Raw genomic sequence first — 13,054 nt, 5'->3', positions numbered from 1 at the left:
GGATCGCTAGCGCAGGCTGACCTTCACTCCATCATCCGTCACAACAATGCTCTGATTGGTTGAAACGTCTATCCAAGCGGAGACAGATTGATCGGGGCGGATCAATCTCAGCTTTGCTCCTTTCAAGCCACCCAGACCAAAGTGCTGCGCGCCTAGACTGCCACCAGCGTGACCACCGCCGATCGTGACTTCACGCACTTGCACACGATCGCCCGTATCCACTTCAATAAAATAGCCGACCCCTGCTCTGTTTACGCCTTTGACGTCCAACGAAGCAGCGAGCCAATTTCCCGCGTCGGTTATGTTCTCAAACAGCTCTGCATCAACACGCCGGTTCACAACCAAGAGGTCCAACCGACCATCGTTATTGAGGTCGGCGAGCAAGCCACCGCGGGAGCGGTGCACGCTCGACACGCCAGCAACTTCGCCTACTTCTTCAAAGGTTCCGTTTGGGTTTTGAATCAAAAGGTTATTCGGATCATCCATCGCCGCAACAGGCATCTGATCCACATTGCCTTTGGCAACAAAGATATCGTCTAGGCCGTCATTCTGCACATCAACAAAGGCTGCATGCCAACCGGTCGAAGGCCGTCCGTCACCGCCGGTGTATGGGCGATGAGCGCTGATGCCGATCTCATAAGGCGCGTTTGCGTAAGCCGGGCCTTCCCCATCCGCATCAAAATACTGGAATTTCTGATCGCCCATGGATGTCAGATAGACATCCGAGTAGCCGTCCCCATTCATATCGCGCGATGCGATGCCCATGCCCCAAAGCTGATAGTCTGCCCAGCCATCTGCTTCGCCATAAAGCCGAGGCGTCTCGCTCATAGCCCAAAGCTGTTCCTGCCCGCCGCGCACATAGTAGTGCCGATCGTTGCTGACGCGCAGGTCTTGGCGACCGGAACGGTCCCAGTCCGTAAACAGCATCGAAAGCGCACAATAGCCCGGGGCAAGTTCTGTTGGCTTGCCGTAGCTCTCCCCATCCGGACGGTACAAAAGCGTGACATCACAGGCCTCAAACGGCCCATCTGGATTGCTGCGGTCCACATAGGTGCCAAAGGCAAGCGTCGGAAGACTGTTGCCTTCTTCCCAAGTGGCCGAAAAGGCCGTGGTCCAATGATCGCCAGAGCCAAATCCTAATTCCGGCCCAAATGGCGCAAACCCACATGCCCCGTCTCCTTTAAGAAGCAAATCCGCGCCAACCCGCAATACCGCGAGGTCCAAGTGGCCATCGGCATCGATATCAAGTGGATACGCACCTGTGACACCCGTGATCGTTTGAAAGTCAGCTTTGGCAAACGCAATCGCTTCGCCCGCAACCGAAGCGTTGACCATCAGTTGCGCGGGGTTCTCGCCCCCTGCCAAAACAACATCCATCAAGCCGTCGCCATTGCAATCGAACCCCGCGACACCACCGCCGACGAAATGCTCCCAACCGCCGTTATAGACATGGCTTGGCAAGGGGCGAGCTTCAAAACTGGGCAGATCCAGCGCCATCGCTGATGTCCCTGCCAAAGCAAACAGACCCGCGAACTTAACTCGCATTCTTCGCCAACTCCCGGATTTTTGACGCTGCCACACCATCTAATGCGTACGCTGCCGCCCCTTTGGCCCACATTTCATCGCCCCATTGGTGCGCGATGACTTCTGTCGGTTCCACGTCGATAGCAATCATATGAGCGCGCATCTCTCGTTTGACTTCTTTGAGGTCCAAATGATCAAACGCAGCGCGGCCGCCCGCCAAAATGATGAGTTCAGGGTCGAAAATGTTCACCACATTGGCCAGCCCCATGGCGAACATTTTGCCTGCCCGTTCAAAAACCGCGTTTGCAAGTGGATTTCCGCTCTGCGCCATTTTCCAAAGGGTGGTGAGATCGGTCAGCGGCTCCCCCGCGATCACCGCATTTGCTTCGCGCAACAAGGCATAGTCACCGACATAGGCTTCCAAGCAGCCACGTTGGCCACATTGGCACAAAGCGCCTTCAAACTGCACCTTGGCGTGCCCGAATTCAGCACCGGTGCCCCGTGTGCCGCGATAGATTTTGTCGTCAATCACGATGCCCATGCCGACACCATGCTCGATAGTAATAACGATGAAATTCGAGAGGTTTCGCCCGTGACCAAATAGCTGTTCTGCCTTTGCCACGAGGTTGGCGTCATTCTCGACCAGTACGGGACAATGAAAAACCTTCTCAAAGGTTTCGCCGATGTCCACATTGCGCCGATCCAAAGAGGGTGACCAATGCACAAATGAACGCGGCGCATCGATCAACCCTGCCAAGCCGACACCGATGGCCGAAATATCAGAAAGCTCCATGCCCGCCTTTTGGCTGGTCATCAACAAGGCCCTGAGGATTTCTTCTGCCAATTCTTCCGGCGTCATGCTTGGGTTTGTCAGCGTGTATTCGTGGTTTGCTAGCTCTTTCCCTGCAAAATCCACGATCATCGTCGAAAGCGTCTCGCGGGCAACTTTGACTCCCGCAACTGGAAACGCGTCACCGCGGATCTTCAACGCCACACGCGGTCGACCGCGTTTCGCTTTTTGACGAGGTTCATCCGGAACGATTTCTTCAATCAGTCCCGTCTCCATCAATTCGGATGTGATGGCAGTAACAGTGGCCGGGCTTACACGGGTTTCTTTGGCAATATCGATTCGCGCGATGTTGCCCGCTTTCCGAATCGCTTCGAGAATTTGCGCCCGTCCAACGCCTCTCTGCTCCTCCACATGTTTTAGTTTTTGCACGCTTTCCCCTCCCAGGAGTGCGCGAATACTTATTTATTTTAGCAAAACAAGCAATCGCTTCCCGAAACCATACAATATTTAATTTGACGTTCAAAATAAATTAATGTTAGCGTTATTAGGCAATCGGATTGGGTAGCAGTCCGACAAGCAATCTTAATGGGAGGAAGAATATGAAATTCTTTGGTGGAATTTCGCTCGCAGCCGTAATCGCAGTTACCGGCTCCGCAGCATTTGCAGACGACATCACCGTTGGCGTGAGCTGGTCAAACTTTCAGGAAGAACGCTGGAAGACAGACGAAGCAGCCATTCTTGGCGCATTGGACGCAGGCGGCGCGACTTACGTATCCGCGGACGCGCAGTCGTCTTCATCTAAACAGCTGTCTGACATCGAAAGCCTGATCGCTCAGGGTGTTGATGCGCTGATCGTTCTGGCGCAAGACGCACAGGCCATTGGCCCAGCGGTTCAAGCGGCTGCAGACGAAGGCATTCCTGTAATCGCGTATGACCGTCTGATCGAAGACAACCGCGCATTCTACCTGACATTCGACAACGTTGAAGTTGGCCGTATGCAGGCGCGCGCTGTTTTTGAAGCGGCACCAAAAGGTCGTTATGTCATGATCAAGGGCTCCCCGACTGACCCGAACGCAGACTTCCTGCGCGGCGGTCAGCAAGAGATCCTGCAAGCGGCAATCGACTCTGGTGACGTGACCATCGTTGGCGAAGCCTACACCGATGGCTGGCTGCCAGCGAACGCACAGCGCAACATGGAACAGATCCTGACAGCAACAGACAACGGCGTTGACGCGGTTGTAGCGTCTAACGACGGTACTGCAGGCGGTGTTGTTGCAGCTCTGACAGCACAAGGCATGGAAGGCCTGCCAGTGTCTGGCCAAGACGGCGACCACGCAGCTCTGAACCGCGTTGCAAAAGGTCACCAGACCGTGTCCGTTTGGAAAGACGCACGTGAGCTGGGCAAAGCAGCCGGTGAGATCGCAGTCGCTCTCGCAGGCGGCGCTATGAACAAAGACGTTGACGGCGCGCAGTCCTGGACATCCCCAGGCGGCACCACAATGTCTGCAGTGTTCCTGGCACCAGTGCCTGTGACCGCAGCGAACCTAACCGATGTTGTTGACGCAGGTTGGATCACCAAGGACGCTCTGTGCCAAGGTGTAACCAACGGCCCAGCACCTTGTAACTAATACTTAAAATCGCAGGTGCGCCCACGCCAACTTGGGGCGCCCCTCGCCACAACGCTTGCTACTGGAATTCGGACATGACCGACACCACGACGCAGCCAATCCCGAGCAGTAAACCACGTAACTTGTTCCAGCAATTGGAACTGGATACGCGTTTGCTGGGTATGATTGGCGCATTCATCATTCTCTGTATCGCGTTTAACGTGCTGACAGATGGGCGCTTTTTGACACCGCGCAATATCTTTAACCTTACGATCCAAACCGTATCCGTCGCCATTATGGCCACAGGGATGGTGTTTGTGATTGTCACACGCCACATCGACCTCTCTGTTGGTGCATTGTTGGCCACCACCTCTGCCGTCATGGCAATGGTGCAGACCGAAGTGCTCCCTCAGACGCTCGGTATGGGCCTAAACCACCCCGCCACTTGGGCCATCACCATTGTCGTTGGCCTCGCTGTTGGCACACTGGTCGGCGCATTTCACGGCTGGATGGTTGGCTACCTAGCGATCCCGGCCTTTATCGTTACTCTGGGCGGCTTCCTCGTCTGGCGGAACGTGGCTTGGTACCTGACCGATGGTCAAACCATTGGCCCATTGGACGGCAACTTCCTGATGTTTGGCGGCACAAACGGTACGCTCGGCACCACCTGGAGCTGGATCATTGGCATCGTCGCCACCGTGCTCGCACTGCTGACACTTTGGAATGCGCGCCGCGCGAAAGCCGGTCATGGCTTCCCCGTGAAACCCATCTGGGCAGAAGTCACCTTTTCCTTGGTCATCTCTGGTACAATTCTGGGCTTCATCTGGATCCTGAACTCTTACAACATCCCATCCCGCCGTTTGGCACGCATGTTTGAAGCACGCGGCGAAACAATGCCGGAAGGTCTTGTTGTGGGCTACGGCCTGCCACTGTCCGTGTTCATCTTGATCGCCGTTGCGGTTGTGATGACGGTCGTTGCACGCCGCACCCGCTTTGGTCGCTACATTTTCGCAACTGGCGGCAACCCAGATGCAGCTGAATTGTCAGGCATCAACACTCGCATGCTGACAGTGAAGATCTTCGCTTTGATGGGCTTCTTGTGTGCACTGTCTGCTGTCGTGGCCTCTGCCCGTCTGGCAAACCACTCTAACGACTTGGGCACATTGGACGAACTTCGCGTGATTGCGGCGGCTGTTATCGGCGGCACGGCACTCTCTGGCGGTATCGGCACCATCTATGGCGCCATCCTTGGTGCTCTGATCATGCAAGCGCTGCAGTCGGGTATGGCGATGGTTGGCGTGGACGCGCCGTTCCAGAACATCGTTGTTGGCTCAGTTCTCGTTCTCGCGGTTCTGATCGACATCATCTACCGCAAACGTCTTGGTGCGAAGTAAGGGAGGGCAGAGATATGACCAAATCACCCAAAGAACTCCGTGCTGAAGGCGCAACGCCTCTGGTGGAAATGGATGACATCTCCATCTCTTTCGGCGGCATCAAAGCGGTAGACAGCGTTAGTGTTGATCTTCAACCGGGCGAAGTTGTGGGCCTTCTGGGCCACAACGGGGCCGGTAAATCGACACTGATCAAGATCCTGTCTGGCGCATATCAGAAAGACTCCGGCGAAATCCGCATTGACGGTAAGCCGGTCGAGATCACCAACCCGCGGGATGCCAGATCCCACAATATCGAGACCATCTACCAGACCCTAGCCTTGGCGGATAACCTCGATGCGGCGTCGAACCTCTTTTTGGGACGCGAGTTGGTGACCCCCACAGGCCTGGTGGATGACTCTGCCATGGAAGCGGAATGCCGTAAGATCTTTAAGCAGCTCAACCCGAACTTTCAGAAGTTCAACGAGCCGGTATCCGCCCTTTCTGGGGGACAACGCCAATCTGTGGCCATTGCACGCGCTGTTTATTTCAACGCGCGCATCCTGATCATGGACGAGCCAACAGCGGCGCTTGGCCCGCATGAAACGCAAATGGTTGCAGAGCTTATTCAGCAACTGAAAGCGCAAGGCATCGGCATCTTCCTGATTGACCACGACGTGCATGCAGTCATGGAACTTTGTGACCGCGCGAGCGTTATGAAAAATGGCCAACTTGTAGGCACGGTGGACATCGAAGATGTCACCGACGACGACCTTCTTTCCATGATTATTCTTGGAAAAAAACCAGGAGAAGCAGCGGCATAACGCTGCTTCCAACCCTTAATCTTGCCACCCACAGCATCCCGTGGGTGGCAAGAGAGCTGAATTCATCGCAGCTCGAAACCCCGGAGACTTAAGATGACTATGTTCGAAACTTTTCAGACGGTGACCTATGAAGGGGCCGATAGCGACAATCCCCTCGCCTTCCGTCATTACGACGCGAAAAAGCAAGTCATGGGCAAATCGCTTGAAGAGCACCTGCGCTTCGCCGTGGCCTATTGGCATTCCTTTGCTTGGGAAGGCGGCGATCCATTTGGTGGGTCTACGTTCCAGCGTGATTGGCATCCGCAAAACAGCATGGAAAATGCATTCAAAAAGGCCGATGCCGCATTTGATTTCTTCCGTGTTTTGGATGTGCCTTATTTCTGCTGGCATGACCTGGACCTGCGCCCAGACCAAGGCAATTTCGCCGACAACCTGGCAACCCTTGATCAGATCACCGACTATCTGGGTGAGAAGATGGAGCAGGTTGGCACCAAACTGCTCTGGGGCACCGCGAACATGTTCAGCGAGCGTCGCTGGATGTCTGGCGCGTCCACTAACCCTGACCCAGACGTATTCGCATTCGCTGCGGCAACGGTGAAAAGCTGCATGGACGCGACCCACAAAATGGGTGGTGAGAACTATGTGCTTTGGGGTGGCCGTGAAGGGTATGAAACCCTGCTGAACACCAATATGGGCCAAGAACTGGACCATATGGGCCGCTTCTTGAACATGGTTGTGGATTACAAACACAAGATCGGCTTCAAAGGCGCGATCTTGGTAGAGCCAAAGCCACAAGAGCCGTCCAAACACCAATATGACTTTGACGCGGCAACCTGCATTGGCTTCCTGCGCAAATACGGTTTGGAAAACGAGGTCAAACTGAACCTTGAACAGGGTCACGCGATCTTGGCGGGTCATAGCTTTGAGCACGAAATCGCTGTGGCAGCGGCGGATGGTATGCTGGGGTCCATCGACATGAACCGCAACGACTATCAGTCCGGCTGGGATACCGACCAGTTCCCGAACAACACCCCTGAAGTTGCGCTGTGCTACTACCATATCCTCAAGGCCGGCGGTCTGGGCTCTGGCGGGACCAACTTTGACGCCAAAGTGCGTCGCCAGTCCCTGACTGCAGAAGACCTGATCGCGGCACATGTCGGCGGCATGGACATCTGTGCCCGTGGTCTGGAAGCCGCGGCGGCAATGCTGGAAGACGGTGGTCTAGAGGACGCCCTGTCCGAACGGTATGCCGGCTGGGAAACCCCAGAAGCGCAAGCCATGTTGGAAAGCGATTTCGAAAGCATCGCGGCGCGGGTTGTGGCGGAAGATATCCGTCCAGAGCCGAAATCTGGTCGCCAGGAAATCCTTGAGAACTACGTAAACCGTTTCGTCTAGATCCTAAATTTAGACTGGTGAAATGGGGCCCTTTCGGGCCCCATTTTTTTGTGCCGTCCACCGGCGGCAGACCACAAATGTTTTCCTTTTGTTCTCACCAATGGTAGTCTCATCCAATGATGCGCGCTGCCCTGCCATTTTTTCCGTTAAGCAAAGGTCGCACCCATGAAGTCTGCGGTGCGGGTGCCTATGGCTTTGCCTTCTCGCTGGCAGCACATCTAGGTGAGAATTTCCTTTGGATCCGAGAGACTTGGGAGCCGACCCAGCTCAACCCAAATGGAATCACCGCCTTTCTCGATCCTTCCAAGATCCTGCTGGGGCACACCAAAGATCAGCTGGAATCACTGGCCGTGGCGGAAGAAGCACTGCGCTCTGGTGCCCTGCCCCTTGTGGTGATTGCGCTGAGCAAACCCATTGGCCTGACTGAGGGACGTCGCCTGCAACTGGCTGCCAGAGATGGAAAATCCGTCGGCCTCGCCATTATCCCCGAAGGCATGGGCAGCAATGCAGCAGAGACCCGGTGGCAATGCCGGCCGGCGTTTTCGCCCCATGCCTCACCCTATGACTCGACTCTGAACCGGTGGGAACTTATAAAGAACAAATCAGGAACATTGGGTGTCTGGCATGTTCGATGGGATACAGCGTCGCGTCGTCTCGATCTGGTTTCCGCGTCTGGCGAGTGACCGGTATCTGAGGGCTTGCCCGATTGAAGCCCCCTTTGCGCTGACCCTGAAACAGAACAATGCAAACCGGATTTATTGCCTCAATCAAGCGGCCACAGATCAGGGGTTGGAACGGGGCATGTCCTATTCAGACGCCCGCGCCTTTTGCCCCAGCCTGCAAAGCTCGCAGGCCAAACCCGAACAGGATGCAAGGTTTCTCAATATTTTGCGCCGTTGGGCTACACGCTATTGCCCTTGGGTGGGGCTCGAAGGCGAAGACGGGCTGATTTTGGATGTCACCGGTTCCACCCATTTGTTTGGGGGCGAAGAGGCACTGGTCGCCGATCTGCGCGCGCGGCTCGGCAAAGCCGGGCTGGGGGCGCAGATCGGCCTTGCGGATACCCGTGGGGCCGCTTGGGCGCTGGCCCATTTCGGCGAGGGTATCGCTCCAACGGGTGACATGCTGAGCGCGCTGAAATCCCTGCCCATTGCAGCGCTGCGATTGCCGGACGACACCTCCGTTGCTCTTCAGCGCCTCGGCCTGCGCAAGGTGGGGGATCTGGCCGACACGCCCCGCGCGCCTTTCGCTCGGCGCTTTGGGCGCGACCCGCTGATGCGGCTTGATCAAGCGCTTGGAAAGCAACCGGAAGAGATCACACCCCTTGCGGAACCACCCCATTACGGGGTGCGGATCACTTTGCCAGAACCTATTGGGCTGCTCAGTGATGTCATGTCCGGCACCGAGCGACTGCTGACGCAACTCTGCGCCAAGCTGAAATCCCAAGAGATGGGGGCACGGCAGCTTTGCGTGACCCTCAGGCGGGTGGATCAGGGCCACCAGCAAGTTGAACTCCGCCTGGCGCGACCCTTACGCGATGCCCAGCGCATCCTGCCTTTGTTTGAGCGCGGCATGACCGAAATCGATGCCGGTTTCGGCATTGACCAATTGCGCCTTGAAGCCACCCAAGTGGAACCCCTGCCCGTTCAGCAGATCAGCCATGTGATTGGCAAGGATAAGAACAAGTTAGACGATCTGGTCACCCGCCTTGGCACCCGCATTGGGTTGGAAAACATCACCCGGCTTTTGCCCGCTGACAGCCATATCCCTGAGCGGAGTTTTATCACCTCCCCCGTGGCCTATAGCGAACCAGACAGCAGCTGGCCTCATACCCATCCACGCCCGGTCTGCCTGTTTCCCCCGGAAGCCATCGCCGCATCAGGCAATCAACCACCGGAACGCTTCCGGTGGAGGCGCATGTCGCTTGCCTTGGGCCGTGCCACAGGTCCCGAGCGCATCGCACCGGAATGGTGGTTCTCTGATGACAACTGGCGGGCGGGCGTGCGGGATTATTGGCGCGTGGAAACCACTCAGGGCCGCCGCCTGTGGATGTTTTATACCCCCCAAGACCCGGGTTGGTATGTGCAAGGGGAGTTCGCATGAGCGCCAAACACAAACATCCCCCCGCCTATGTGCCCTACGCCCCTTTCGCGCCCACAGAGCCCTATGCCGAACTCTGTGTGACCAGCAATTTCACCTTCCTTACCGGGGCCTCCCATCCCGAAGAGCTGATGGTGCGCGCTGCCGAACTGGGGTTGTCGGCCATTGCCATCACCGACCGCAACTCCCTTGCAGGGGTTGTGCGCGCATGGAGCGCCCTGCGTGAACTCAAACGCGAGAGCCAAGACGCCTTGCAAATCCGGTCTCAGCAGCAAATCGACTCTTCCTCGCGTCAGCCGATTGGTCCCAAAGACGACATCGCCAAGCCCGACATCCTCAGCCTACCCAAACTGATCGTCGGCAGCCGTTTGGTGCTGCAAGACAGCCCGGTCCACTGGGTCGCCCTGCCCCGGGACCGGGTGGCCTACGAGCGGCTCACCCGCCTGTTGACCCTTGGCAAACGCCGGGCCGAGAAAGGCCAATGCACGCTTTACACCAAAGACTTGCTTGGCGGCTGTAAAGGTATGATCCTCATCGCCCTGCCCCAAACCCGGCTGACGGCGGCCACAGGCGATATCCAAACCATGCGCCGCACCTTCCCAAACCACGTTTTTCTGGGGGCCGCGCCGCGCTATGATGGCAGCGATCAGGCATACCTGACGGCCTGCGCCAAGCTTTCGCAAAAAACCTCTGCCCCCATGGTGGCGGTTGGCGATGTCTTGATGCATCGCGCCAATCGCCGGCAGGTGGCCGATGTGCTGACCTGCATGCGTGAACACATCACCATTGATGAAATCGGCACCCGCGCCCTGCCCAATGGCGAACGCCGCCTGAAATCCGGCGCGGACCTTGCGCGGCTTTTCCGCAAACACCCCGCCGCCCTGCGCCGCACCGTCGAAATCGCCGATCGGTGTAGCTTTGATTTAGGAGAGTTGTCTTACGAATACCCCCACGAGGAAACCGAAGAGGAAACCCCGCAGGACCGGCTAGAGCGGCTCGCCCACGAAGGATTGCAGCGCCGCTATCCTGATGGTCCAACACCAAAGGCGCTGGAACTCATGGAGAAGGAGCTAAAGCTCGTCAAAGATCTTGATTTTCCAGCCTATTTCCTCACCGTGCATGACATTGTGCAATTCGCGAAATCCCAAGGCATCCTCTGCCAAGGGCGTGGATCTGCGGCCAATTCCATCCTGTGTTATCTGCTGGGTATTACGGATGTCAGCCCGGACATGATCACAATGGTCTTTGAACGGTTCGTGTCCAAATACCGTGGTGAGCCGCCGGATATCGACGTGGATTTCGAACATGAACGCCGCGAAGAGGTCATTCAGTGGATCTATCAAAAATACGGCCGCCACCGCGCCGGGCTTTGCGCCACGGTCACCCATTTTCGCTCGCGCGGGGCGATCCGTGAGGTGGGCAAGGTCATGGGCCTGTCCCAAGACGTCACCGCCGGGCTGTCCAGCCAGATCTGGGGCATTGGCAATGGGGGCGTCGAAGAAGAACGCATTCGCGAGCTGGGCTTGGACCCGAGCGACAAGCGCCTGATGCAGACCATTCACCTGATTAAAGAGATCATCGGCTTTCCCCGGCATCTGTCTCAACATGTGGGAGGCTTTGTCATCACACGCGGGCGGTTGGACGAACTTTCGCCCATTGAAAACGCAGCGATGGAAGACCGCACGGTCATTGAATGGGACAAGGATGACATCGACGCGCTGGGGATTTTAAAGGTCGATATTTTAGGGCTTGGGATGCTCAGCTGCATCCGCAAGGCTTTTGCACTGATGTCCGAGCATGATGGCCAGAACCTGAGCATCGCCAAGGTCCCGCAAGAGGACAAAGCCACCTATGACATGCTCTGTCAGGCGGATGCGGTTGGGGTGTTTCAGGTGGAAAGCCGCGCGCAGATGAACTTTCTGCCCCGCATGCGCCCCCAGACCTTTTATGACTTGGTAATTGAAGTGGCGATCATTCGCCCCGGCCCGATCCAAGGCGATATGGTGCAGCCCTATATTCGGCGCAGGAATGGGTTGGAAAGCCCAGAACCTTTTGGTCCTGAACTGGAAAAAGTCACGGAACGCACCCTTGGCGTACCGCTGTTTCAGGAACAAGCCATGCAGATCGCCGTGGTCGGGGCCGGTTTCACGGCGGAAGAAGCGGACCACCTGCGCCGGTCGCTGGCATCATTTCGGCGCATGGGCACCATTGGCAGTTTCCGTGATAAGTTCATCCAAGGCATGCTGAAGAAGGGCTACACCCCGGAAATCGCCGACCGCTGTTTTTCCCAAATCGAAGGTTTCGCCGATTACGGCTTCCCGGAAAGCCATGCGGCGGCCTTTGCCATGCTGGCTTATGTCTCTGCTTGGATGAAACGCCACCACCCGGCGATCTTTTCCTGTGCTTTGCTGAACTCCCAACCCATGGGGTTTTACGCCCCCGCCCAAATCGTGCGTGATACGCGCGAGCATAACGTCGAGGTCCGCCCGATCTGTGTGAACCATTCCACTTGGGACAATACACTTGAACGGCGCACGGACGGCGCTCTCGCCCTGCGCCTTGGGTTTCGCCAGATCAAAGGGTTCAAAGAAGAGGATGCCGGTTGGATTGTCGCCGCCCGTGGCAATGGCTATCCCGACCCCGAAGCGCTCTGGCTACGTGCAGGATTGCGCCCCGATGCGCTGACCCGTTTGGCCGAAGCGGATGCGTTTTCTGATATGGGACTAACCCGCCGGGATGCGCTTTGGCAGGTGAAAGCCATTCGCAGTCAGAAACCCCTGCCGCTGTTTAACGACCCAATCGATGGCGAAGGCATCCATGAACCCCGCGTAGATCTGCCCACCATGCAGCTTAGCGAAGAAGTGGTCGAAGACTACGTCTCTACCCGCCTGACCCTGCGCAGTCACCCGATGGAGCTGCTGCGCCCCCTGATCCCTGACCTCACCCCCCACGCGGCGCTGTTTGATGTGCCGCTCGGCCAACACAGCGTCTGCGGCTTGGTGATCACCCGACAACGACCCGGCACGGCCTCTGGGGTGATCTTCATCTCATTGGAAGATGAAACCGGGGTCTGCAATGTGGTTGTCTGGCCGAAAATATATGAACAATTCCGCCGGATGGTTATGGGGGGACGGCTGCTGAAAATCTCGGGTTACCTGCAGCGGGAAGGCATCGTTGTGCATCTGATTGCGCAACATGTGGAGGATCTGTCTTATAAGCTCTCAGAGCTGGCACACCCGATGCCCGAGGCGCTGAGCACCGAAGCCGCTCGCACGGATGACACGCCCAAAACTGCGCGCTATCCAGCACGTGCAATGCATCCAAGAGAGCAAGCAAAACGGCTCTTTCCAAGCCGAGATTTCCATTAGATCCTGCGCCCATGAAGGACCTTATCTTCGCCGCATTTGGCCGATAGGGAAAATCCAAGCTAAAATAGCAAGAAAC

The 13,054-nt window shown here is 56.8% G+C and carries 9 protein-coding genes; 7 read left to right on the top strand and 2 right to left on the bottom strand.

Annotated features, from left to right (window positions below; all coding sequences use genetic code 11):
• Positions 1-6 precede the first annotated feature (6 nt).
• The gene (locus TA5113_RS08185; protein ID WP_058316673.1) at positions 7-1,545 is read right to left on the bottom strand and encodes an FG-GAP repeat domain-containing protein; all 1,539 of its coding nucleotides are present in this window, start codon (positions 1,543-1,545) and stop codon (positions 7-9) included.
• On the bottom strand, positions 1,535-2,743 hold the full coding sequence (locus tag TA5113_RS08180; protein WP_106387460.1) for an ROK family transcriptional regulator: 1,209 nt from the start codon (positions 2,741-2,743) through the stop codon (positions 1,535-1,537). Before TA5113_RS08180 ends, TA5113_RS08185 begins: the two co-directional genes overlap by 11 nt.
• A gap of 170 nt (positions 2,744-2,913) precedes the next feature.
• Here TA5113_RS08180 and xylF point away from each other — a divergent pair, with 170 nt between their 5' ends.
• From xylF to TA5113_RS08145, 7 genes are all read left to right on the top strand, one after another.
• The gene (gene xylF, locus TA5113_RS08175; RefSeq protein WP_058314567.1) at positions 2,914-3,942 is read left to right on the top strand and encodes a D-xylose ABC transporter substrate-binding protein; all 1,029 of its coding nucleotides are present in this window, start codon (positions 2,914-2,916) and stop codon (positions 3,940-3,942) included.
• A gap of 74 nt (positions 3,943-4,016) precedes the next feature.
• Positions 4,017-5,315 (top strand): sugar ABC transporter permease, encoded by a 1,299-nt coding sequence (locus TA5113_RS08170; protein ID WP_058316672.1) that lies wholly within the window; start codon positions 4,017-4,019, stop codon positions 5,313-5,315.
• Positions 5,316-5,329: 14 nt separating this feature from the next.
• Complete coding sequence (locus TA5113_RS08165) at positions 5,330-6,115, top strand: ATP-binding cassette domain-containing protein (protein ID WP_058314565.1); 786 nt, start codon at positions 5,330-5,332, stop codon at positions 6,113-6,115.
• A 93-nt stretch (positions 6,116-6,208) separates the two neighbouring features.
• Complete coding sequence (gene xylA, locus TA5113_RS08160) at positions 6,209-7,510, top strand: xylose isomerase (protein WP_058314564.1); 1,302 nt, start codon at positions 6,209-6,211, stop codon at positions 7,508-7,510.
• 116 nt (positions 7,511-7,626) lie between these two features.
• A complete protein-coding gene (locus tag TA5113_RS08155) occupies positions 7,627-8,193 on the top strand; it encodes an ImuA family protein (RefSeq protein WP_058314563.1) in 567 nt (188 codons plus the stop codon).
• A complete protein-coding gene (locus tag TA5113_RS08150; RefSeq protein ID WP_058314562.1) occupies positions 8,135-9,613 on the top strand; it encodes a Y-family DNA polymerase in 1,479 nt (492 codons plus the stop codon). The genes TA5113_RS08155 and TA5113_RS08150 overlap by 59 nt, the downstream gene beginning before the upstream one ends.
• Entirely contained in the window at positions 9,610-12,978 is a 3,369-nt protein-coding gene (locus TA5113_RS08145) for an error-prone DNA polymerase (RefSeq protein WP_058314561.1), read from the top strand. Before TA5113_RS08150 ends, TA5113_RS08145 begins: the two co-directional genes overlap by 4 nt.
• Positions 12,979-13,054 lie beyond the last annotated feature (76 nt).

Source organism: Cognatishimia activa (assembly GCF_001458335.1).
Taxonomy (GTDB): Bacteria; Pseudomonadota; Alphaproteobacteria; order Rhodobacterales; family Rhodobacteraceae; genus Cognatishimia; species Cognatishimia activa.
This window is presented reverse-complemented; position numbering and strand designations above follow the sequence as displayed.